21 protein-coding genes and 1 pseudogene are annotated in these 22,193 nt (G+C 75.2%); 11 read left to right on the top strand and 11 right to left on the bottom strand.

Features of this window, described 5'->3' with window-relative positions:
• Nucleotides 1–93 precede the first annotated feature (93 nt).
• The gene (locus ABGA99_RS04750) at nt 94–831 is read right to left on the bottom strand and encodes a GntR family transcriptional regulator (RefSeq protein WP_125933514.1); all 738 of its coding nucleotides are present in this window, start codon (nt 829–831) and stop codon (nt 94–96) included.
• A gap of 166 nt (nt 832–997) precedes the next feature.
• Here ABGA99_RS04750 and ABGA99_RS04745 point away from each other — a divergent pair, with 166 nt between their 5' ends.
• Nucleotides 998–1,744: an SDR family oxidoreductase gene (locus tag ABGA99_RS04745; RefSeq protein WP_347579236.1), complete on the top strand. Its 747-nt coding sequence runs from the start codon at nt 998–1,000 to the stop codon at nt 1,742–1,744.
• Between the two features lie 30 nt (nt 1,745–1,774).
• On the opposite strand, the gene sigJ is transcribed toward ABGA99_RS04745, so the two are convergent.
• Complete coding sequence (gene sigJ / locus ABGA99_RS04740; RefSeq protein WP_347579235.1) at nt 1,775–2,665, bottom strand: RNA polymerase sigma factor SigJ; 891 nt, start codon at nt 2,663–2,665, stop codon at nt 1,775–1,777.
• A gap of 222 nt (nt 2,666–2,887) precedes the next feature.
• Here sigJ and ABGA99_RS04735 point away from each other — a divergent pair, with 222 nt between their 5' ends.
• From ABGA99_RS04735 to ABGA99_RS04725, 3 genes and pseudogenes are all read left to right on the top strand, one after another.
• On the top strand, nt 2,888–4,417 hold the full coding sequence (locus ABGA99_RS04735) for an alkaline phosphatase D family protein (RefSeq protein ID WP_347579294.1): 1,530 nt from the start codon (nt 2,888–2,890) through the stop codon (nt 4,415–4,417).
• A 57-nt stretch (nt 4,418–4,474) separates the two neighbouring features.
• On the top strand, nt 4,475–4,984 hold the full coding sequence (locus tag ABGA99_RS04730; RefSeq protein ID WP_347579234.1) for a DUF1990 domain-containing protein: 510 nt from the start codon (nt 4,475–4,477) through the stop codon (nt 4,982–4,984).
• Nucleotides 4,985–5,247: 263 nt separating this feature from the next.
• Nucleotides 5,248–5,739 (top strand): annotated as a pseudogene (locus ABGA99_RS04725) (GNAT family N-acetyltransferase); the annotation flags it as partial.
• Here ABGA99_RS04725 and ABGA99_RS04720 read toward each other — a convergent pair.
• Nucleotides 5,705–6,907 carry a PLP-dependent transferase gene (locus tag ABGA99_RS04720; protein WP_347582185.1) on the bottom strand — a complete coding sequence of 401 codons (1,203 nt, stop codon included), beginning with the start codon at nt 6,905–6,907 and terminating at the stop codon, nt 5,705–5,707. The pseudogene ABGA99_RS04725 and the gene ABGA99_RS04720 overlap by 35 nt on opposite strands.
• 59 nt (nt 6,908–6,966) lie before the next feature.
• Here ABGA99_RS04720 and ABGA99_RS04715 point away from each other — a divergent pair, with 59 nt between their 5' ends.
• Together ABGA99_RS04715 and ABGA99_RS04710 are read left to right on the top strand one after the other, a co-directional pair.
• Nucleotides 6,967–7,437: an Lrp/AsnC family transcriptional regulator gene (locus tag ABGA99_RS04715; protein WP_101425947.1), complete on the top strand. Its 471-nt coding sequence runs from the start codon at nt 6,967–6,969 to the stop codon at nt 7,435–7,437.
• 57 nt (nt 7,438–7,494) lie between these two features.
• Entirely contained in the window at nt 7,495–9,180 is a 1,686-nt protein-coding gene (locus ABGA99_RS04710) for a DUF885 domain-containing protein (protein WP_347579232.1), read from the top strand.
• 76 nt (nt 9,181–9,256) lie between these two features.
• On the opposite strand, the gene ABGA99_RS04705 is transcribed toward ABGA99_RS04710, so the two are convergent.
• Genes ABGA99_RS04705 through ABGA99_RS04695 form a run of 3 tightly spaced genes read right to left on the bottom strand, consistent with a single transcriptional unit; the run spans nt 9,257 to nt 14,115 of the window.
• Entirely contained in the window at nt 9,257–12,271 is a 3,015-nt protein-coding gene (locus tag ABGA99_RS04705; protein WP_347582184.1) for an SMC family ATPase, read from the bottom strand.
• Nucleotides 12,268–13,437: an exonuclease SbcCD subunit D gene (locus ABGA99_RS04700; RefSeq protein ID WP_347579230.1), complete on the bottom strand. Its 1,170-nt coding sequence runs from the start codon at nt 13,435–13,437 to the stop codon at nt 12,268–12,270. Before ABGA99_RS04700 ends, ABGA99_RS04705 begins: the two co-directional genes overlap by 4 nt.
• A 51-nt stretch (nt 13,438–13,488) precedes the next feature.
• Entirely contained in the window at nt 13,489–14,115 is a 627-nt protein-coding gene (locus ABGA99_RS04695) for a YigZ family protein (RefSeq protein WP_347579229.1), read from the bottom strand.
• Between the two features lie 85 nt (nt 14,116–14,200).
• Between ABGA99_RS04695 and ABGA99_RS04690 the strand changes: the two genes are divergently transcribed.
• Nucleotides 14,201–14,608 (top strand): CoA-binding protein, encoded by a 408-nt coding sequence (locus ABGA99_RS04690; RefSeq protein WP_347579228.1) that lies wholly within the window; start codon nt 14,201–14,203, stop codon nt 14,606–14,608.
• A gap of 18 nt (nt 14,609–14,626) precedes the next feature.
• On the opposite strand, the gene ABGA99_RS04685 is transcribed toward ABGA99_RS04690, so the two are convergent.
• Together ABGA99_RS04685 and ABGA99_RS04680 are read right to left on the bottom strand one after the other, a co-directional pair.
• Nucleotides 14,627–15,181, bottom strand: a complete 555-nt coding sequence (locus ABGA99_RS04685; RefSeq protein WP_347579227.1) for a YbaK/EbsC family protein — start codon at nt 15,179–15,181, stop codon at nt 14,627–14,629.
• Between the two features lie 20 nt (nt 15,182–15,201).
• A complete protein-coding gene (locus tag ABGA99_RS04680; protein WP_347579226.1) occupies nt 15,202–15,774 on the bottom strand; it encodes an XRE family transcriptional regulator in 573 nt (190 codons plus the stop codon).
• 104 nt (nt 15,775–15,878) lie between these two features.
• Between ABGA99_RS04680 and ABGA99_RS04675 the strand changes: the two genes are divergently transcribed.
• The gene (locus tag ABGA99_RS04675) at nt 15,879–16,742 is read left to right on the top strand and encodes an EamA family transporter (RefSeq protein WP_347579225.1); all 864 of its coding nucleotides are present in this window, start codon (nt 15,879–15,881) and stop codon (nt 16,740–16,742) included.
• A 155-nt stretch (nt 16,743–16,897) separates the two neighbouring features.
• Here ABGA99_RS04675 and ABGA99_RS04670 read toward each other — a convergent pair whose 3' ends face one another.
• Nucleotides 16,898–17,602, bottom strand: a complete 705-nt coding sequence (locus ABGA99_RS04670) for an acyltransferase (protein WP_347579224.1) — start codon at nt 17,600–17,602, stop codon at nt 16,898–16,900.
• Between the two features lie 119 nt (nt 17,603–17,721).
• On the opposite strand from ABGA99_RS04670, the gene ABGA99_RS04665 reads away from it, so the two are divergent.
• Nucleotides 17,722–18,267: a gamma carbonic anhydrase family protein gene (locus ABGA99_RS04665; protein WP_347579223.1), complete on the top strand. Its 546-nt coding sequence runs from the start codon at nt 17,722–17,724 to the stop codon at nt 18,265–18,267.
• A gap of 89 nt (nt 18,268–18,356) precedes the next feature.
• On the opposite strand, the gene ABGA99_RS04660 is transcribed toward ABGA99_RS04665, so the two are convergent.
• Nucleotides 18,357–18,809 (bottom strand): DUF4442 domain-containing protein, encoded by a 453-nt coding sequence (locus ABGA99_RS04660; RefSeq protein ID WP_347582183.1) that lies wholly within the window; start codon nt 18,807–18,809, stop codon nt 18,357–18,359.
• A 63-nt stretch (nt 18,810–18,872) separates the two neighbouring features.
• On the opposite strand from ABGA99_RS04660, the gene ABGA99_RS04655 reads away from it, so the two are divergent.
• Nucleotides 18,873–19,823 carry a hypothetical protein gene (locus ABGA99_RS04655; RefSeq protein ID WP_347579221.1) on the top strand — a complete coding sequence of 317 codons (951 nt, stop codon included), beginning with the start codon at nt 18,873–18,875 and terminating at the stop codon, nt 19,821–19,823.
• Nucleotides 19,824–19,874: 51 nt separating this feature from the next.
• Complete coding sequence (locus ABGA99_RS04650; RefSeq protein ID WP_347579220.1) at nt 19,875–21,314, top strand: MFS transporter; 1,440 nt, start codon at nt 19,875–19,877, stop codon at nt 21,312–21,314.
• On the opposite strand, the gene ABGA99_RS04645 is transcribed toward ABGA99_RS04650, so the two are convergent.
• Nucleotides 21,245–22,108, bottom strand: a complete 864-nt coding sequence (locus tag ABGA99_RS04645; protein WP_347579219.1) for a fused MFS/spermidine synthase — start codon at nt 22,106–22,108, stop codon at nt 21,245–21,247. The genes ABGA99_RS04650 and ABGA99_RS04645 overlap by 70 nt on opposite strands.
• Nucleotides 22,109–22,193: the final 85 nt, after the last annotated feature.

Here is a 22,193-nt window from a genome sequence, read left to right as displayed (position 1 = left end):
GGGCGGGGTGTGCGCTCCCGGCCCGGCCTTCCGTCTGCGGCTTCCTGCTCCGCGCGGGGTCTCCCGCCCGGTTCGTACGAGCCGGGTGGCGGCTCAGCTCGCCAGCACCGCCGCGTCCGCATCGAGGGTGAGCCGGCAGGTGTCCGCGCGGTACGTCGAGACCGCGACGGCGGCGGTGCGCCCCCGGGAGACGTAGCGCGTGGTGACCACCAGCACCGGGGCGCCCGGCAGCCGGTCCAGCTCGCGGGCGTCCTCCGCGCGCGCCGAGCCCAGCTCGACGGTGCGGTCCTGGCCCTCCAGCGGCAGCCGGTGCAGCTCGTGCAGCACGGCGCGGGCGCGGGCGGCGCCGACGGAGGAGTCGCCGCGGCTGAAGCCGGGCGCGGAGACGCCGGGCACGTAGATCAGCTCGGCCGCGACCGGCTGCCCGTTGCGGCTGCGGGAGCGGTGCACGCGGTGCACCGGCTCCGTCGCGTCGGTGCCGAGCATGCGCGCGACGGCCGCGGGCGCCGCGACCGCGGCGGCGTCGACGGCCTCCCAGCCGTCGTCGGCCTCGCCCGGCCACATCTCGCGCGGGGAGCCCACCGGCACGCCGACGCGCGGCGGCGCGACGGTCGTCCCGACGCCCCGCCTGCGCTGCAGCCGGCCCTCCAGCTCCAACTGGTCGAGCGCCTGCCGCAGGGTCGCGCGGGCGACGCCGAAGCGGGCCGCCAGCTCGCGCTCGTTGGGCAGGATCTCCCCTACCGAGAACTCCGACTCCAGCGCCTCGCTGATCACACCCTTGAGATGCCAGTACTTCAGCTCCGTCACCGTGTCCGGCTGCGTGGTCCCCACCTGATCCTCGCAATCCCCGTCGGCCTGGCCGCCTTTATGCGCGGTTGTTTATGAAAGGTTGTTGCAGTATCTCTCGCCGACAGTAGGACGCCACCCGGACTTGGTCAAGACCAATGCCCCTGGGGTACGGTCCGTCCGGCGATCCGACGACGGCGGAAAGGCAGCAATGGACCAGGTCACGGTGGTCACGGGGGGCAGCCGCGGCATCGGCGCGGCGATCGTGCGGAGACTGGCCCGTGCCGGTCACGGCGTGGTGCTCGCGTACGAGCGGGCGGAGGCCGCCGCGGAGGGGGTGGCGGCGGAGGCGCGGGCCGAGGGGGTGGCGTGTGTGGCCGTACGGGCCGACGTCAGCGACGCCGCGCAGGTCGACGCGCTGTTCGACACCGCCCGCGAGCGCCTGGGGCCGGTCACGGGGCTGGTGAACAACGCCGGGGTCACCGGGCCGCTGGGCCGGTTCGACGAGACGTCCCTCGACGTGATGCGCCGGGTGCTGGACGTCAATGTGATGGGCACGTTCATCTGCACCCGGCGCGCGGTGCGCGAGATGTCCACCCGGCACGGGGGCGACGGCGGCGCGATCGTCACCATCTCCTCCGGCGCGGCCACCCTCGGCAGCCCCGGCGAGTACGTGCACTACGCGGCGAGCAAGGCCGCCGTGGACACCATGACCCTCGGCCTGGCCAAGGAGCTGGGGCCCGAGGGCGTGCGGGTCAACTCCGTGCAGCCCGGGATGACCGTCACCGACATGCACGCGGCGATGGGCGACCCCGAGCGGCCCTGGCGCAACCCGGAGCGGGTGCCGATGCGCCGGCCCGGGGAGCCGGAGGAGATCGCCGGCGCGGTGGCGTGGCTGCTGTCCGAGGAGGCGTCGTACACCACGGGCGCGGTGCTGCGGGTCTCCGGCGGACTCTAGGCGCCGGCCGCGTGCTCCGCGGCAGGCCCGCTAGACGCGGACGCCGCGGAGCTTGTCCGGGTTGCGGATGACGAAGATGCGGGCGATCAGGCCGTCCCGGAGCTGCGGCACCATGACCGTGTCCGGCTCGCCCTTCGACAGGAGCAGCAGCCCGGGCTGGCCGTTGATCTCGCGGAACACCAGCTCCGGCTCCGGCACTTCGTGGATGCCGCCCGCCCTGCCGAGGAAAATGCGGGCCGTCTTGTCGGCACCCTCGATGACGCGGCGGGGCGCCTTCGCCTTGCCGCCGGCGTCCGAGATCACGTCCACGTCCGGGGCCAGCAGCGCCATCAGCCCTTCCAGGTCGCCGCCGGCGGCGGCTTCGAGGAACCGTTCGGTGATGTCGCGCTGCGCGGCGGTGTCCACGTCGTAGCGCGGCTTGCGCTGCATGACGTGCCGGCGGGCGCGGCCGGCGAGCTGGCGCACGGCCTCCTCGGAGCGGTCGAGCATCGCGCCGATCTCCGCGTACGGGAAACCGAAGGCCTCCCGGAGCACGAAGACGGCCCGCTCCAGCGGCGACAGCGACTCCATGACCACGAGCATCGCCAGCGTCACCGACTCGGCGAGCAGCGCCCGCTCCGAGCCGTCCGGCGGCGTGTCACCGAGGAGGTCGGTGGCCAGCGGCTCCGGGAGCCAGGAGCCGACGTACGCCTCGCGCCGCGCCTGCGTCTGGCGCAGCCGGTCGAGGGAGAGGCGGGTGACGATGCGCACGAGATAGCCGCGCGGGTCGCGGACCTTTGCGCGGTCCGCGGCAGACCAGCGCAGCCAGGTGTCCTGCATCACGTCCTCGGCGTCGGCGAAGCCGCCGAGCATGCGGTACGCCACGCCCATCAGGACGGATCGGTGCTCCTCGAAGACGTCGAGACCGGTGCCGTATGCCACCTCTCCATATCACCTGACGAGACACCCGCCTGTCCAATCCGGCCGCTCCCGGATGTCCGCTCGCGCGGCGCACTTCCCCCGGTGCGGGGGCAGTTGTTCACTTGTCGTTCGTGCCATGGGCAACACACGCCGGTAGGTCTGACGGCGCACGAGATCCGCACGTCGACGGGAGACCAGGTGAACACGGGAGAGAGAGCGAGCGGCGGCCCCGCGCGCCGGTCGGTGCTGCGCGGGGGCCTCGCGGCCTCCGCCGCGCTGGCGGTGCCCGCGCTGTCCGGCGGCGCGCCCGCGCAGGCGCTCGCGGGCCGGCCGGGGGCCGCGTGGGGCGTCCAGGTGGGCGAGGTGACACCCCAGGGCGGCACGGTGTGGGTACGCGCCGACCGCCCGGCGCGGATGGTCGTGGAGACCTCCGCGACCGACTCGTTCCGCAAGGTGCACCGCCGCCGCGGCCCGCTGCTGGGCCCGGGCACCGACTACACCGGCACCGTACGGCTGCACGGCCTGCCGCCCGGGGAGCAGGTGCACTACCGGGTGGTGCTGGAGGACGCGGACGACCCGCGTCGCTCCGGTGAGCCGGTCGCGGGCACGTTCCGTACGGCACCGGGGCGCCGCCAGGACGTGCGCTTCGTCTGGTCCGGCGACGTCGCCGGCCAGGGCTGGGGCATCAACCCCGACCGCGGCGGCTACCGGGTGTACTCCGAGATGCAGCGGCTCGATCCCGACTTCTTCCTGCACAGCGGCGACACCGTATACGCCGACGGACCGCTGAGCGCCGAAGTCCCGCTGCCCGACGGCACGGTGTGGCGCAATCTGGTCACCGAGGAGAAGTCCAAGGTCGCCGAGACGCTTGCCGAGTACCGCGGCAACTTCCGCTACAACCTGCTCGACGAGAACGTGCGCCGCTTCAACGCGCAGGTGCCGATCGTGGTGCAGTGGGACGACCACGAGGTCGTCAACAACTGGTACCCGGGCGAGATCCTGACCGACGAGCGCTACACGGAGCGCCGCGCCGACGTGCTCGCGGCCCGCGCCCGGCGCGCGTTCGCCGAGTACTTCCCGGTGCCGGCGCTGGGCGCCGACGGCGCCGGCCGGATCTACCGCAGGGTCTCCTACGGCCCGCTGCTCGACGTCTTCGTGCTGGACATGCGCACGTACCGCAACGCCAACTCCGACGGGCGCGCCCCCGACGACGTCCACGGCATCCTCGGGCGCGAGCAACTGGCCTGGCTGAAGCGGGAGCTGCAGCGCTCCCGCGCGGAGTGGAAGGTCATCGCCTCCGACATGCCCCTGGGGCTGGTCGTGCCGGACGGCACGAACGTCGAGGCCGTCGCGCAGGGCGACCCGGGCGCCCCGCTGGGGCGCGAGCTGCAGATCGCCGAGCTGCTGCGGCACATCAAGCAGCGGCGGATCACCGGCACCGTGTGGCTGACCGCGGACGTGCACCACACGTCCGCGCAGCACTACGACCCGGCGCGGGCGGGGTTCAAGGACTTCGCGCCGTTCTGGGAGTTCGTCACCGGGCCGCTGCACGCGGGCGCGTTCCCGGGCAGCGCGCTGGACGGCACGTTCGGTCCTGAGCGGGTGTTCCTCAAGGCGCCGCAGACGGGCAACGTGGCGCCGAGCCAGGGCTTCCAGTTCTACGGCGAGGTGCAGATCGACGGCGGCAGCCGCGAGCTGACGGTACGGCTGCGCGAGGAGGGCGGCGCGGTGCTGTTCACGAAGGTGCTGCAGCCGGGGCTCGTCGGGCAGTAGCCGAAGCGGCCACGCCCCGCGGCGGCGCGGCGCCGGACGGCGCGTACGCTGCGGGGCGTGGAGGACCTCACGTACGCCCCGGTCGGCGCCACTCGCGAGGGCCGCAGCCCCGCGGGCTTCGACTCCTTCGCGGTACGCACCCGCATAGGGTCGGGCCCGGCGGCCTACCGGGCGGCGACCGAGGCGGTGCTGACGTTCCGGATGCACCGGGCGGTCGGCGTCACCGTCGACGCGGAGGGGCCGCGCGCCGCGCCCGGCGTGCGGCTCGTCGTCGGCCTCGGACGGCGCCCGCTGCGTATCCTCGCGCCCTGCCGCGTGGTGTGGGCGGAACAGGGCGAGCGGCGCGGCGGCTTCGGGTACGGGACGCTGCCGGGGCACCCGGAGACGGGTGAGGAGGCGTTCGTCGTGGAGTGGGCGGACGACGGCGCCGTCTGGCTGACCGTCACGGCGTACAGCCGCCCGGCCGCGCGGTGGGTGGCAACCATGGGACCGCTCCTCGGCGTCTTCCAGCGCGGGTACGCGCGGCGCTGCGGCCGGGTGCTGCGGCGGCTCGCGAACGTCGGCTGAAAACCGCTCTCATAGGTCCGATTCACCCTTTACCATCCGGTCACAGCTCGTTCTTGATCACGCAATACCCGTCCGGAAAGCTGGAGTTCATGGCCGATCACACCGCACCGAGGGGGCAGGGCCCGCGGCGCGCGTCCACGGCGCCCGGTCCGTACACGATCGCCGCCGTCCTCCGGACGGGTGCCCGGCCCCACCCCACGACGGACTGCCGCCCGGGGGCGCGCCCGCCGCGCCGCCGGGACGCGACGGGGCCGCGGGCCGCCAGCCCGCTCACGGTCCGCGAGGCCGGGCCCGCGGACCACGACGCCGCGCTGGCGCTGCACCGGCGCTGCTCCCGGCGGACGCTGGCCATGCGCTACCAGGGCCCGCCCGACGAGGCCGACGGCTATCTGCGGCACCTGCTGAGCCCGCACTTCGGCCGGACGCTGGCGGTCCAGACGGCCGGCGGCCGGCTGGTGGCCCTCGGACACCTGCTGTGGGACGACGACGAGGCCGAGGTGGCGCTGCTCGTCGAGGACGCCTGGCAGCGCCGCGGCCTCGGCACGGACCTGCTGCGGCGGCTGCTGACGACGGCCGCGGACATGGGCTACGGCAGCGTGTACGTGGTGACGCGGTCGCTGGACGCCGCCATGGCCGCCACCGTACGCAAGACGGGCGTACCGCTGGAGTACCAGGTGGACGGCGCCACGCTCGTCGTCACCGCGCACCTGGACGAGCGGCTCATCCCCGCGGCGGGTCCTCCCGGGCCGCGCTGACGGCGGTGCGGCCCGGCGCTGCGGTGGAGTCCGAGTCCCCGGCCGCGTCGAGCGCCGCGCTCAGGTCGGCCCACAGGTCGTCCACGTCCTCCAGCCCGACCGACATCCGCAGCAGCCGGTCGCCGATGCCGCCCGAGCGGCGGTCGGCGGGGTCGACGATGCGGTGGCTGATCGAACCCGGGTGCTGAATGAGGGTGTCGACGCTGCCGAGGCTCACCGCCGGGGTGATCAGCCGCACGGCGGCGATGACCGCGTGCGGGGCGCCGCGCACCTCGAAGGCGACCATCGCGCCGCCGAGCCGCGGGTAGCGCACCCGGGTCACCGCCGGGTGGCCGGCGAGCCGGCGGGCCAGTTCCGCGGCGGTCCCGGACTGGGCCCGTACCCGTACCGGAAGAGTCGACAGGCCGCGCAGCAGCAGATAGCCGGCGAGGGGGTGGAGCACGCCGCCGGTGGCGAAGCGGATCCGGCGCAGCGCGCCGGCCAGTTCCTCGTCGCAGGCGATGACGCCGCCCATCACGTCGCCGTGGCCGCCGAGGTACTTGGTGGCGCTGTGCAGCACGAGCCGGGCGCCGTGCTCGGCGGGCCGTTGCAGCACGGGGGTGGCGAAGGTGTTGTCGACGAGCAGCGGGACCGAGCCGCAGGAGTACGCGACCGCCCGGAGGTCCGTCTCGGCGAGCGTGGGGTTCGCGGGGGTCTCGACCAGCACCAGGCCGGTGTCCGGGCGGAGGGCGTCGGCGACGCCCGCCGGGTCGGTCCAGGTCACCTCGGTGCCGAGCAGCCCGCTGTCGAGCAGGTGGTCGCTGCATCCGTAGAGCGGCCGGACGGCGACGACGTGCCGCAGGCCGAGGCTGCCGCGTACCAGCAGACAGGCGCTGAGCGCGGCCATGCCGCTGGCGAACGCGACGGCCGACTCGGTGCCTTCCAGCCGGGCCAGGGCCTGTTCGAAGCGGGCGACGGTGGGGTTGCCGAGCCGGCCGTAGACCTGCGGTCCTTCGAGCGGGGCGCCGGTGGCGGCGAACTCGTCGATACGGGCGGCCTCGCCCCTGCTGTCCGGGGACGGGTAGGTCGTGGACAGGTCGAGCGGTGCGGCGTGCAGGCCGAGGGCGGCGAGGTCTTCGCGCCCGGCGTGCACGGCCTCGGTGGCGAGTGAACGCGTCGGGGTCTCCATGCCCCGATGCTGAAGCTCGTACGGGCCGACGGCGCTGGCACCCGTGCTACGTTCGGCCGATGCCCGATTCACCCGCACTCGATCCGGTGGACCTGGAGATTCTGCGGGTGCTGCAGAACGACGCCCGGACCACCAACCGCGATCTGGCCGCCGCCGTGGGCGTCGCGCCCTCCACCTGCCTGGACCGCGTGGCCCGGCTGCGCCGCGCCGGCGTGATCACCGGCCACCGGCTCGCGATCGACCCCGCGCGGCTCGGGCGCGGTCTGGAGGCGCTGCTGTCGGTGCAGGTGCGCCCGCACCGCCGCGACCTGATCGGACCATTCGTCGAGCGGGTCCGCTCGCTGCCCGAGTCCCGCGCGCTGTTCCACCTCACCGGCCCCGACGACTACCTCCTGCACGTCGCCGTACGCGACGCCGCGGACCTGCAGCGGCTGGTGCTGGACGAGTTCACCTCGCGCCGCGAGGTGGCCCGGGTGGAGACCCGGCTGGTCTTCCAGCACTGGGAGTGCGGGCCGCTGCTGCCCCCGTAACGCACGCGGTCGTGTGGGTGATGACGGCGCCCGCCCCCGTGTACGAGGATGACCCGCATGCCCGACTCCACGAACCAGCGAATGCCCCGGCAGGTGGCGGACGCCTATGTCGACGACCTGATCGACCTCGACCCCATCAGCGGCACGATGCTCGGCGTGCCGGAGAGCTCCCGGGCTCTCCCCGACTTCTCCCCCGACGGCCAACAGGCCGTTGCCGAGCTGGGCCGCGCCACCCTTGCGGCCCTCGATGAGGCCGAGCGGCAGCCCGGCGCGGACAGCGACGCGGAGCGGCGCTGCGGGCGGCTGCTGCGGGAGCGGCTGAGCGCGGAACTCGCCGTCCACGACGCCGACGAGGGCCTGCGGGCCGTCAGCAACATCCACTCCCCCGTACACCTGACGCGCGAGTGCTTCACGCTGATGCCGACCGCGAGCGAGGACGACTGGTCGGACATCGCCGCCCGGCTGCGGGCGGTCCCGGCGGCGCTCGACGGCTACCGGAGGTCGCTGGCCGAGGGCGTGCACAAGGGCCTGCTCGGCGGGCCGCGGGCGACCGGGACGTTCGTCGGCCAGCTCACCGAGTGGGCGGGTGACGGACGCGGCTGGTTCGGCGACCTCACCGCCGCCGGGCCCGAGTCGCTGCGCGGGGAGCTGGACGCGGCCGCCGGCGAGGCCACCGCCGCCGTGGGCGCGCTGCGCGACTGGATGCGCGACGTGTACGCGCCCGCCGTGGCCGGCTCGCCCGACGTCGTCGGGCGCGAGCGCTACGCCCGCTGGTCGCGCTTCTTCAACGGCGCGGACCTCGACCTGGACGAGTCGTACGCGTACGGCTGGTCGGAATACCACCGGCTGCTCGGCGAGATGAAGACCGAGGCCGCGAAGATCCTGCCCGGCGCCGCCACCCCCTGGGAGGCGCTGAAGCACCTCGACGAGCACGGCGCCCACATCGAGGGCGAGGACGCCGTCCGCGACTGGCTGCAGGGCATCATGGACGAGGCCATCGAGGCCCTCGACGGCACGCACTTCGACCTGGCCGGGCCGGTGCGCCGGGTGGAGTCCAGGATCGCCCCGCCCGGCGGCGCCGCCGCGCCGTACTACACCCCGCCCGCCGAGGACTTCTCCCGCCCCGGGCGCACCTGGCTGCCGACGATGGGCGAGACCCGCTTCCCGGTCTACGACCTGGTCTCCACCTGGTACCACGAGGGCGTCCCCGGACACCATCTGCAGCTCGCGCAGTGGGTGTACGTCAAGGACCAGCTCTCCCGCTACCAGTCGACGCTCGGCTGGGTCAGCGCCAACTGCGAGGGCTGGGCGCTGTACGCGGAGCGGCTGATGGACGAGCTGGGGTTCCTCACCGACGCGGAGCGGCGGCTCGGCTACCTGGACGCGCAGATGATGCGCGCCGCGCGCGTGATCGTCGACATCGGCATGCACCTGGAGCTGCCGATCCCGGACCACTCCCCCTTCCACCCCGGCGGGCGGTGGACGCCGGCGCTGGCGCAGGAGTTCTTCGGGATGCACAGCGGGCGGCCCGCGGACTTCGTGGAGAGCGAGCTGACGCGTTACCTGTCGATGCCGGGGCAGGCGATCGGCTACAAGATCGGCGAACGGGCCTGGCTGCGCGGCCGGGACGCGGCGCGCAAGGCGCGCGGCGCGGACTTCGACGCCAAGGCGTGGCACATGGCCGCGCTGTCGCAGGGCTCGCTCGGGCTGGACGACCTGGAGGCCGAGCTGTCGGCACTGTGAGGCGACGGTAGGACGGTCTACGGCCGCGGCCCGAGAGGGTCGCGGCCGTACGTCTCGACGGGGCGCAGGGCGGCGGTCAGCGGTCCGCGGCCGTGCGGTGCCGTACATACGAGCCCGAGCGGCCCTTGACGACCTCCAACTGCGCCGGGATCCGGCGGCGCAGCTCAGGCACGTGGCTGACGATGCCCACCGTGCGGTCACGCTCGCGCAGCGCGTCGAGGACGTCCAGCACCTCGTCCAGGGTCTGTTCGTCCAGGCTGCCGAAGCCCTCGTCGATGAAGAGCGTGTCGAGCCGGACGCCCCCGGCCTCCTCGGCCACCACGTCGGACAGGCCGAGGGCCAGGGCGAGGGAGGCGAAGAACGACTCGCCGCCGGAGAGCGTGGCGGTGTCCCGCTCGGTGCCGGTCCAGGCGTCCACGACGTGCAGCCCGAGCCCGTGGCGCCCCCGGCCGTGCGCCCGCTCGTCGGAGTGCACCAGCGTGAACCGGCCGGACGACATCCGCGCCAGCCGGGCCGTCGCGGCGGCGGCGACCTGTTCGAGCCGGGCGGCCAGCACATACGACTCCAGCCGCATCTTCCGCTCGTTCTCCGCGGACGTGCCGGCAGTGAGCGAGGCGAGCCGGGACACCCGGAGGTGCTCCGTACGCACCGGCGCCAGCCGGCGCACCCGGTCGGCGGCCTCCGCGGAGAGTCCGGCCAGGGCGTCGCACCGCTCGCGCGCGTTGTCCCGGGCGGTGGCGGTGGTACGCAGCCGACCGGTGGCGGCGGCGAACGCCTCCTCGGCGGCCCCGACGGCGGCGGGCGGCCGCGCGGCAGCCGCTGCGGCGCGCGGCTCGGCCAGCGCCTCCGCGACGGCAGCCTCCTCGGCCTGCCACGCCTCCAGCCGCGCCTCCACGTCCCGCAGCACGGCCGGGTCGAGCAGCGCAGCGGCGGCCTCTTCAGGCGTCTCGAAGCGGGCGCGGTAGGCGGCGTCGGCGACGCGCGCGTCGGCGTCCTTGCTGCGCTCCGCGGCGGCCGCCGCCTCGCGGGCGGCGCGGGCGGCGACGGCGAGTCGGTCGGCCAGCGACGCCAGTTGGGCCGCACGCTCCTCGACACCGGCGGCGCCGCCGCGGGCGGCGCGCACCTCGGCGTCGCGGGCGGCCCGTTCGGCGGTGAGCGCGTCGGCGCGGGAGGCGCGGGCGGCGGCACGGCTCTCGGCCTGCTGCCGGCCGCGGACCCGGCGGGCGTGCTCCTCGTGCGCCTGGTCCAGTTGCTCGCGTACGGCCAGGGCGCCGGCGGCCAGCTCCCGGGCCCGGCCCAGCTCCCCGGCCACCTGCGCGACGGCGGCGGCCAGCGCGTCCCTGCCCTCCTCGCCCGCCGCCTCGGCGGCGGCGTCGCGGGCCTGGCGCAGCGAGTCGAGCCGCAGGGCGGCCTCTTCGCGTACGCGCTCGGCGGCCCGGTACGCGGCCAGGGCCTCGCTCTCCTCGCGCTCACCGACGTGGGTGCCGTCGGCGGTGGCGGGGGCCGGGTGCGCGGCGGAGCCGCAGACGGGGCAAGGCTCGCCGTCGGCCAGCCGGCCGGCCAGCTCGGCCGCCATGCCGTCGAGTCGGCGCTCCTTCAGCACCAGCCAGGCCTCATGCGCCTGCCCGGCGCGCTCGCCGGCGTCGAGGTGCGCGCGCCGGGCCTCGTCGGTCCGGCCGGCCAGCTCGTCGCGGCGCTCGGCGGCGGCGAGGCGGCGGCGCGCACCCTCGTGTTCGGCGGCGAGCTGCTCCGCGCGCGTGGCCGCGCCCTGGGCCTCGTCGACGCGGCGCTGGAGACCGCCGCGCAGGGCGTCCCAGTCGTCGAGCCAGCCGGCGGCCTCGCGCAGCACGTCCTCGTCGGCGCGGGACTCCTCGTCCAGCGCGGCGAGTCCGCGGGCGATTTCTGCGCTGCGGGCCTCGGCGGCGCGGGCGGCGTCGAGGGCGCCCAGCTCCTGCCGCGTGCGGGCCTCGTGCGCGGCGAGCTGTTCGGGGCCGCCGCCGGCGACGGTGCCGGGGAGCGCGACGCGGGCCGCCTCCTCGGCCGCGGCGGCGTGGCGGGCCGCGGCGGCGGTCTGGTCGCGCAGGTCCAGGGCGGGCGCCACGGCGGCGGCATCACGGGCACGGCGCAGCTTCTCTCCGAGCGCCGCGCGCTCCTGCTGCCGTTCGGCGAGCGCCTGCTGCCGCTGCCGGGCGTCGGCGTGCAGCCGCTGCAGCCGGGCGAGTTCGCGTACGTCCTGCAGGTGGCCGTCCGCCGCCGCGTGGGCGGACTCCGCGGTGCGCAGCCGCAGGTCGGCGGCGTCCGCCAGCTCGCGGGCGGTGGCGCGGCCGACGGCGGCGTAGGCGAGGACGCCCTCGGCGAGGTCCGCCTCGCCGGGCTTGGCGGCGTCGGGTGACCAGCCGTCCGGGTCGCCGGCAGTGGCCGGGCCGCCGGCCTGCCGGATGCGCTGGGCGAGGTGCAGCAGCCGCTCGTCGCCGTCGCGTACGGCCTCCTGGGAGCGGCGGCGCAGCTCGGCGAGGTGGTCCTCGACCGCGGCGAAGCGGCCGGTGTCGAAGAGGCGGCCCAGCAGCTTGGCGCGGGCTTCGGCGTCGGCGCGCAGGAAGCGCGCGAAGTCGCCCTGCGGGAGGAGCACGACCTGGCAGAACTGCTCGCGGGTCATGCCCAGCAGGCGGCCGATCTCCTCGCCGATCTCCTGGTGCGAGCGGCTGAGGCCGCGCCACTCGCCGGCCGCCGGGTCGTGTTCGCGCAGCAGGCTGGTGGCCCGCTCGGTGGTGACACCGGTGCCGTTGCGCTTGGGGCGGGGCTGGGCGGGCCTGCGGGTGACCTCCAGCCGGCGGCCGGCGAGGGTGAAGTCGAGCGCGACCTCGGTGGGGGTGTGGGGTTCGGCGTGGTGGCTGCGCAGGTTGCCGCCCTGGCGGACGCCGGGCACACCGCCGTACAGCGCGTAGCAGACGGCGTCGAGGACGGAGGTCTTGCCGGCGCCGGTGGCGCCCTGGAGCAGGAAGATGCCGGCCCCCGACAGGGCGTCGAAGTCGACTTCCTGCGTGCCGGCGAAGGGACCGAAGGCGGCGACGGCGAGCCGGTGGAGCCTCACCGGGCGGTCTCCTCGCGTGCGTCGGCCGCGCGCACGGCGTCGAACGCTGCGTGCAGCACGGCCCGTTCGTCCGCCGTCGCGGTCGTGCCGGTTCTGACGTGCGCCACGAAGTCCTCGGCGATCTGGCGGTCGTCGCGGCCCCTGAGCCGGTCGGCGTACGAGGCGGCGGCGGCCGTGCCGTCCGCGGCCTCGGGTGCGAAGGCGAGGCTGACGACGTACGGGAAGCGCTCCGCGAGGCGGGCCATCGGCTCGTGCGGGCGGGCGGCGTCGGTGAGCGTGGCCTCGACCCAGGCACCCTCGTGCGGCGCGAGCGCCGGGTCGGCGAGCAGGTCGGCCAGCCGGCCGTGCAGCCGCGCCAGCGGCCGCGGCACGGGCGCGTCGACGCGCTCGGCGGTGACACCGCCGGCGGCGTCGAGGTCGATCAGCCAGGTCGACTTGCGGTGGGCGGCTTCGGAGAAGGAGTACGCGAGCGGGGAGCCCGAGTAACGCACGCGCTCGGCCAGGGTCTGGCAGCCGTGCAGGTGGCCCAGCGCGACGTAGTCGACGCCGGCGAAGACCGAGGAGGGCACGGAGGCGACGCCGCCGACGGTGATGTCCCGTTCGCTGTCGGAGGCGTGGCCGCCGGTGACGAAGGCGTGCGCGAGGACGACGGAGCGGGTGCCTGCCGGACGGGCGGCGAGGTCGGCGCGTACCCGGTCCATGGCGGCGGAGAGAACGGCGGTGTGACCGCCGCGGGGGGTGGCGAACTCCTGGCGCACCAGCGCCGGTTCGAGATACGGCAGCCCGTAGCACGCGACGTCTCCCGTGGCGTCCCGCAGCAGGACGGGCTCGCCGACGCCGGCGGGATCGGTGCGCAGATGGACGCCCGCGCGGTCCAGCAGCCCGGCGCCGACGCCGAGCCGGCGAGCCGAGTCGTGGTTCCCGGAGATCATGACGACCGGCACGCCCAGCGCCCCGAGCCGGTGCAGCGCCCGGTCGAACAGCTCCACGGCGGCCAGCGGCGGCACCGCGCGGTCGTAGACGTCCCCGGCGACGAGCACGGCCTCGACCCCGCGCTCGGCCACCACGGCGACGAGGTGGTCGAGGAACGCGGCTTGGGCGTCGAGCAGGCTCACCCGGTGGAACGAGCGGCCCAGGTGCCAGTCCGAGGTGTGCAGGAAGCGCATGAGGCCCGACTGTAGCGGCGGGGTACGACAACCCGTGCCGTCACGCGCGTCTCACCCGGTGCCGTACACCTCGTCGCCGGGCCGGAGTTCGGCGCCGCCTGCGGTGGCGTCGGCCAGCCAGGAGCCGAAGCCGGCCAGCTCGCCGGCGGGCACGGCGACCTCGATCTCGACGCGCTCGCCGTACGCCACGCCGCGGACGTCGCGCCCGGCGGCGTGCAGGTGGCCGAGCACCTTGCCGGCCCGCCCGTGGTCGACGGTGACGGTGACCAGCCGCATCCGCAGGCGCGTGACCGTGCCGAGCGTGTCCACGGCGGCGCCCACCGCGCCGCCGTAGGCACGGATGAGGCCGCCGGCGCCGAGCTTGGTGCCGCCGAAGTAGCGGGCGACGACGGCGACGACGTAGCGCAGTTCGCGGCGGAGCAGCAGTTGCAGCATGGGCAGCCCGGCGGTGCCGCCGGGCTCGCCGTCGTCGCCGGACTTCTGCACGCCGGCGTCGGCACCGATGACGTACGCGAAGCAGTGGTGCGTGGCGTCGGGGTACGCGGCGCGCACCCTGGCGAGCACGGCCTGCGCCTCGGCTTCGGTGGCCGCGGGCGCGAGGGTGCAGACGAACCGGGAGCGGTTCACCGCGGTCTCGTGCACGCCCTCCCGGGCGACGGTCAGGTACCCCTCGCGCATCCCGCCACCCTAGCCGCGCTCCCGGACGCTCCCGCGCCCGGCCGCCGGAGGGAATCCGGGCCCGGCCCGCGTCGTTGTACCGATCATGTACGCAGACCAGGAGACCATCCGCAGGATTCTGACCTCGACGGGCGACACCTGGGCGGTGGTCGGCCTCTCCCACAACACCTCACGTGCGGCCTACGGCGTGGCGCGGGTGCTCCAGCGCTTCGGCAAGCGGATCGTCCCGGTGCACCCGAAGGCGGAGACGGTGCACGGCGAGCAGGGGTACGCGTCGCTCGCGGACATCCCGTTCCCCGTCGACGTGGTCGACGTCTTCGTCAACAGCGACCTCGCCGGCGGGGTCGCCGACGAGGCGGTCGCGGTCGGCGCGAAGGCGGTCTGGTTCCAGCTCGACGTGATCGACGAGGACGCGTACGAACGGGTCCGCGCGGCCGGTCTCGACATGGTGATGAACCGCTGCCCGGCCATAGAGATCCCCCTGCTCGGCTGAGCGGAGGGCGGCGGACGGTCAGACGCCGAGGCCGTCGAGGACCACGGCGCCGGGCAGAGCTGCCAGCGCCTTGCCGGGGACGAGGAGCTTGCCGCGCCGCCGGCCACTGCCGACGACCAGGTACGGGGCGTCCGCGACCCGGCCGTCCACGAGGACCGGCCAGTTCTCCGGCAGCCCGACCGGGGTGATGCCGCCGTACTCCATGCCGGTCTCGGCGGTGGCGGTGTCGGCGGGCGCGAACGACGCCTTGCGCACGCCGAGATGGCGCCGGACGACGCCGTTGACGTCGACGCGGGTGGTGGACAGCACGACGCAGGCGGCGAGGGTGACGTTCCCGCCGCGCTTCCCGGCGACGACGACGCAGTTCGCGGACTGCTCCAGCAGGTCCTGCCCGTACGTCTCGCAGAAGACGGCCGTGTCGGCGACCTCGGGGTCGGAGTCGACGTGCACCAGCTCGGCGGCGGGGACGGCGCCCTGCCAGCCGCGCAGCGCGGCCGCGACGGGGCCGGCGAGCAGGTCCAGGCGCTCGGGGGCGGGAGCGGCGTCGTCGAAGTCTCCGATGGGTGCGCGCATGTCCGTGACCTTAACTCGCCTCAGCGCGCGGGCGGTACCGAGACCGCCATCACCAGCTCCACCGGGTCCTGGCCCTCGTTCCGGTACGCGTGCGGGGCGCTCGCCTCGAAGCTGGCGGACGTGCCCGCCGGCACCAGGTGCGCCGTGCCGGCGACGACCAGCGTCAGCTCGCCCGCGGTCACGTGCAGCAGTTCGGTGGTGCCCGCGGGGTGCGGGTCGGAGCCGCTGCCGTCGCCGGGCATGAGCCGCCAGGACCACATCTCGAACGGGCCGGGGCTCTGCGTGCCGATGAGCAGCCGGCTGGCGCTGCCCTGCTTCGTCGTCCACATCCGCACGGCCCGGTGCGGCGGCACGAGCTGTACCTCGGGGCCGTGCTCGTAGTCCAGCAGCGTCGTGATGCTGATGCCGAGGGCGTCGGCGAGCTTGACCGTCGTACCGACGCTGGGGTTCGTCCGTGCCTGCTCTATCTGGATGATCATGCCGCGGCTGACGCCGGAGCGGCCGGCCAGCGAGTCCAGGGTGAAGCCGCGCTCGTTGCGCCAGTGCTTGAGGTTGCGGGCGAGCGCGTGGGTGAGGACGTCGAAATCCGCCAAGGCTCCGTCCAACTCCGTCCAATATTGTGATGCGGTCGTCCAGTGCACTGAACTACACTCCGGAGAACCACAACGTTCATCACAGTGTACTCGGGGGCTTCGTCGTGACCGCACTCTTCGCCCTGGCCACCAGCATCCTCTACGGGCTGGCCGACTTCGGCGGCGGGGTACTGAGCCGGCGCACGCCCGCGCTCACCGTGGTCGTGCTCTCGCAGATCGCCGCGACGGTGGTGCTGGGCGGCGTCGTGGTGGCGACCGGCGCCTGGAGCGAGGCCGGAGCGCTGCTGTGGTTCGCGGTCGCGGCGGGCGTCGCCGGCCCGGTCGCGATGATCTGCTTCTACAGCGCGCTGGCCCGCGGCCCGATGGGCGTGGTCTCGCCGCTCGCCTCCATGGCCGTGCTGGTGCCGTTCGGAGTGGGCCTCGCGGCGTACGGGGAGCGGCCGGGACCGGTGCAGTATGCGGGCGGGGCCATCGCGCTGGCCGGCGTGGTGCTGGCGTCCGGTCCGGTGCGGGGCACGCCGGTGGCGCGGCGGACGCTGATGCTGACGCTGGGCGCGGCAGCGGGCTTCGGCGCGGTCTTCGCCTTCATCGCCGAGGCGTCCACGACGGTCACGGGGCTCTTCCTCGCGCTGTTCGTGCAGCGCGCGGTGAACGTGGTGGTGGGCGGCGCCGCGCTGTACGTCTCGGTGCGCCGGGGCGGCGCGGCGCTGCCGGAGGGCGGCTGGGGCACGATACGGGCGGCGGTGCCGGGGCTGGTGTTCGTGGGCCTGGCGGACGTGGCGGCCAACGGGACGTATGCGATAGCCGCACAGCACGGCCCGGTGACCCTGGCGGCGGTGCTGTCCTCGCTGTATCCGGTGGTCACGGCGCTGGCGGCGCGGGGCGTGCTGCGGGAGAAGCTGCGCGGGGTGCAGGCGGCGGGCGCGGCTCTGGCGCTGGCGGGGACGGTGCTGCTGGCGTCGGGGTGAGGCCGTTCGCGGCGCCCGGCGCGGCTCAGATGTGGTTGCGGATCGTGTAGAGGAGCAGCCCGAAGGCGTGCAGAGACAGCACGACGGCCAGGACGATCCGCAGCCTGCGGTCGGTGATCATGCGGCGCCTCTCCTCACATGCCGGCCGGTCGCGGTCATGTCGCGGTCTCCAGTGTGCCCGGTGGCGCCGGGCGCAGCGGCGGGTGCCAGCCGGACTCGGGGTTCCAGCGGCGTACGATCCGGGCGGGCGCGCCGGCGACGACGGCATGGTCGGGCACCTCGCCGCGCACCACCGAGCCGGCGGCGACGACCACGTTGCGGCCGAGCCGGGCCCCGGGCAGGATCAGCGCGCCCGCACCCAGCCAACTGCCCGCGCCGATCTCCACCGGTGCCGAGCGCGGCCACTGCTTGCCGACCGGCTCGTGCGGGTCGTCGTAGCTGTGGTTGGTCGAGGTGACGTACACGTACGGGCCGCAGAAGACGTCGTCGCCGATGGTCACGGGCAGATCGGCGATCACGTGGCTGCCCCGGCCCAGCACCACGCCGTCGCCGAGCCGCACGGCGGTCTCCGGGCCGAGCGGGGCGCCGGGCGCCAGGCCGACGGTGAGCGTCACCTGCTCGCCGATGATGCAGTGGGCGCCCAGCTCGATCCGCCGTTCGCCGAAGATCGTGCCCTGCGGGAAGGCGAGGACCGTGCCGGCGCCGAGCCGCCGGAAGCGGTACGGGCCGGGGCGCGCCGCGCTCACGGCGCCGGTGCTGCGCACCCACCGCCAGCCGCGGTGCACGGCGCGCGAGAGCAGCCTGCTCGTCACGGAGTTGCGCTGCTGGTTCGGCACCCGGTCACCGTACCTCTCCGGCATCTCGCCTACGCTCTGAGCGAGCGCGGCCGCGGCCCCCGACGGCGACGGGCCGCCGGCGGCTCACCAGGACGTACGACGGCGGGCGGCGAGGGCCGCCGCGAGCACCGGGAGCGGACGACATGTCAGGACGGCCGGAGCCGCTGATCGCGGCGGTGGGCGGGCGGGAGCCCGCGGTGGACCCGAAGGCGTACGTGGCACCGACCGCGGTGGTGGTCGGCGACGTGACCGTCGGCGCGGAGTCCAGCGTCTGGTACAACGCCGTGCTGCGGGGCGACTGCGAGTCGATCTCCCTGGGCGCGGGCAGCAACGTGCAGGACAACTGCACGGTCCACTCCGATCCGGGCTTCCCCGTGGTCATCGGCGAGCGCGTGACCGTCGGCCACAACGCGGTGGTGCACGGCTGCACGGTCGGCGACGACGTGCTCGTCGGCATGGGCGCGACGGTGCTCAACGGGGCGGTGATCGGCGCCGGTTCGCTGGTGGCCGCGCAGGCGCTGGTGCCGCAGGGCATGGAGGTGCCGCCGGGTTCCCTGGTCGCCGGGGTGCCGGCGAAGGTGAAGCGGCCCCTGACCGACGAGGAGCGCGAGCACATCCGCCTCAACGGCGCGGGCTACGTGGCCCTGACGCAGGTGCACCGCGAGTCCCTGGGCGGCGCCGCCTCCTGAGGCCCGGGCTCCCGGCGCGCGGGCGCCGGTGGGCACCGGGCCGCCGGCGGGTACGGCTCCCGCGGCGGCCGGGTCCGCGACCCTGGGCCTCAGTCGTTGGGGCGCAGCGTCCACAGCACCGTCATCCGCCCGCTGACGGCACCGTCCCCGCGCACGATGTCGACCTCGACCGGGAACTCCGGCCGCTTGCCCGCGTCGAGTTCGGCCACGACCTCGGCAACCGGCCGGCCCAGCCGGGCCCTGGCGGTGACATCGCCCCTGGCGACCTTCAGGAAGTCGATCTCCGCCCGCACCGGCAGCGGCACGGCGCGGCCCATCTGGTCGCCGAACGCGGCGAGCACGACGGCGCCGGTCGCCGACTCGGCCAGGGTGAACATGGCGCCGGCGTGCGGGCCGCCGACGTGGTTGCGGTACTCCGGCCGGTCGGGGAGGCGGAGGGTGGCGGCCTCCGGGGTGATCTCGTCGTAGATCAGGCCGAGCGTGCGGACCATGGGAACCGATGCCTGAAGGAGCTCGCCCAGCGGCGGCAGGGTGTCTGACATACGGCCACGTTACCAACGGGTAATAAGTGTGACCACTCCCCGTCGCCAGCTATGTTGTTCCGCATGTGGCCAGGACAGCAGCCCGGGGGCGAGCAGCACCAGCAGCAGCCGAACCCGTACCAGCAACAGCCCGCCCCGCACGGCCCGCAGGGCTACGACGGACAACAGCAGCACCAGCAGCAGGAGCAGTGGGGCCAGAGCGCGCCGCCGGGTGCGCCGGTACCCGGGAAGAGCGGGACGAGCCCACGCGTGGCCGTCGCCATAATCGGCGCCGTCGCCGTGATCGCCGCGGCGGCCGTGACGGGCGTGGTGCTCCTCAACGAGGACGACGACGGCGGTGGCCAGGCGAGCCCCGGGGGCGGCGGCGGGTCGCCCTCCGCCTCGCCCTCGCCGTCGGCGTCGGAGAAGCCCGTCCTCAAGGACGACCCCGACAACCCGCGCGGCGTCGCCGACGACCAGAAGATCGAACCGGTCGTCGCCGGCTGGAAGGCCGTTTACAACGCCAAGCGCCACAACGTCTACGACGTGCCGCCCGAGTGGGAGGTGCAGTCCCCGACCATGACCATCGGCTTCGAGGACGACTCCGGCCCGCTGGTGTCGATGACGGGGGCCGCGCTCTACAAGGACGGCATCTGCAAGTACGCCAGCCGCGCGGGCGCCGGCACCAAGGGCGGCATCGGCGCGAAGAACACCAAGGAGGCCGTCGAGAACGAGGCCGGCGCCTGGGCCGAGGCCGCCTTCAACACCAGCAAGAAGGCGACCGTCAAGCAGACCGAGCCGGTGGCGTTCTCCAGCAAGCACGGGCTGAAGGGGCACATGGCCACCGCGACGGTCACCGGCGTGCCGCGCGAGACCAAGTGTTCGGCCGACGGCAAGATCGTCGCGTTCACCTACACCGACGTCAACGGCGAGTTCGCCACCTGGGTGCTGTACAGCGACACCGGCGTGGACGACGAGGTGCCGGAGGACACCATCGCCAAGATCATGGACAGCCTGCGCCCGCTGGAGGGCTGAGCGCGGCGAATTCCGGTTGCAGCGGGCCGGTGGGCCCGGCATAGTCCGCGGGTGACCCGTACCACCGCGCCCGACGCCGGTTCCCCGCCGGATCCCGTACGGGCCCCCGCAGACGCCTCCGGGCCCCCGCCCCGCCGCCGCTGGGCGGGGCGCAACTACACGCTGCTCTCCCTCGCCGCGGTGATCACCAACCTCGGCGCCTCCGGCGCGCTGATCGCCTCGGCGTTCGCGGTCCTCGAAGCCGGCGGCTCCGCCACCGACGTCGGCCTGGTCGCCGCGGCGCGGACGACGGCGCTCATCGTCTTCGTCCTCGTCGGCGGCGCGGTCGCCGACCGGATCCCGCGGCACCGGGTGATGGTCGTCGCGAACACCGTCAACTGCACCTCGCAGGGCGTCTTCGCGGCCCTGGTGATCACCGACCAGGCGCACGTGTGGCAGATGGTGCTGCTGTCGGCGATCGGCGGTACGGGGCACGCGTTCTTCGCCCCCGCCGCCGAGGGGATGGTGCTCTCGTCGGTCACCGGCGAGCAGGCGGGCCGCGCCTTCGCGATGTTCCGCGTCGGCATCAACGGCGCCGGCATCGGCGGGGCCGCGCTCGGCGGCGCCATGGTCGCGGCGGTAGGGCCGGGGTGGGTACTGGCCGTGGACGCGGGCGCGTTCGCCGTCGCCGCGGCGCTGCGGGCGTTCCTCGACGTCAGCGGCATCCCCGAGCGGCAGCCCGGCGGCAGCATCCTCGCCGATCTGAAGGTCGGCTGGCGCGAGGTGACGGGGCGGCCCTGGCTGTGGTCGATCGTGCTGCAGTTCGCGGTCGTGAACGCCGTGGTGGCCGCCGCGGAGGCGGTGTACGGGCCGCTGGTGGCCCGCGAGCACCTGGGCGGCGCGGGGCCGTGGGGCCTGGCGATGGGCGCCTTCGCCGCCGGCACGCTGGCGGGGGCGCTGGTGATGACCCGGTGGAAACCACAGCGGATGCTGCTCGCCGGAGTGCTGTGCATCTTCCCGCTCGCGCTGCCGGCCGCGGCCCTGGCGGTGCCGCTGCCGGTGGCGTGGCTCGCGGCGGTGATGTTCGTCTCCGGCACGGGCGTCGAGGTCTTCGCGGTGGCGTGGATGATGGCGCTGCACCAGGAGATCCCCGAGGACAAGCTCTCGCGTGTCTCGTCGTACGACTGGCTGGGCTCGATCGCGCTGATCCCGGTCACCACCGCGCTCGCCGGGCCGATGCAGGACCTGGTGGGCCGGTCGGCGGCGCTGTGGGGCTGCGCGGTGCTGGTGGTCGCACTGACCGCGGCGGTGCTGTGCGTGCCGGACGTACGGCAGTTGCGGCGGCGTACGGAGCACGCGGCGGCCGGGCCCGCCGGTGCCGACGGCGCAGCGGCCGGGTCTGCCGGTGCCGACGGCGCAGCGGACGCGGATCGGCCGACGGATCAGCCGATCGTGAAGGCGCCGTCCGGCGGCTCGGGCGACGGCACGGCGTCGGCGTCCGCGACCGGCTGAGCGCCGGCCGTCAGCCGCCGCAGCGCCGGCCCGTACTCGACCCGGGCGGGGAACGGGTCGGCGGCGGCGCGCCGGGCCAGCTCCGTGAGCGGCAGCCCCCGGCCGGCGTCCGCGCGGTGCTTCGCCGCCACCACCAGGATGTTGCCGAAGCGGCGGCCGCGCAGCACCGACGGCTCGGCGATCAGGCACAGCTCGGGGAAGACGGCCGCGGCGGTGGCCAGTTGGGAGCCGAGGAAGCGGAACGGCACGCTGTCGGCGAGGTTCGCGACGTACAGCCCGTCCGGGCGCAGCGCGCGGGCGGCGGCGCCGACGAACTCCAGCGACGCGACGTGCGCGGGCACCCGGGCGCCGCCGTAGACATCGGCGATGACCAGGTCGCAGCTCGCCGCCGGGCGCCGCTCCAGCGCGGCGCGGGCGTCGAGGGCGCGTACGGTGACGCCGCAGTCCCGCGGCAGCGGCAGGTGCTCGGCGACCAGGGCGATCACCCCGCGGTCGGACTCGGCGACCTCCTGCCGGGAGCCGGGCCGGGTCGCCGCCACGTACCGGGGCAGGGTCAGGGCGCCGCCGCCGAGGTGCACGGCATCGAGCGGGCGGCCGGGCGGGAAGCCGAGGTCCACGACGTGCGCGAGGCGGCGCGCGTACTCGAACTCCAGGTACGTGGGGTCGTCGAGGTCGACGTACGACTGCGGGGCGCCCTCGACCGTGAGCAGGTACGCGCGCGGGCGGTCGACGTCCGGCAGCAGCCTCGCGGTGCCGCCGTCCACCGCGGCGATGACGGGGACGGGCTCCTCCACACCGGCCATTGTGGCGGAGGAGGCCCGCCTTCCGTACCCGGATGCGCGGATACGCGGGTACGGAAGGCGGGCGGCGGGGCGGGGA

Source organism: Streptomyces sp. B5E4, assembly GCF_039871555.1.
GTDB lineage: Bacteria > Actinomycetota > Actinomycetes > Streptomycetales > Streptomycetaceae > Streptomyces.
This window is presented reverse-complemented; position numbering and strand designations above follow the sequence as displayed.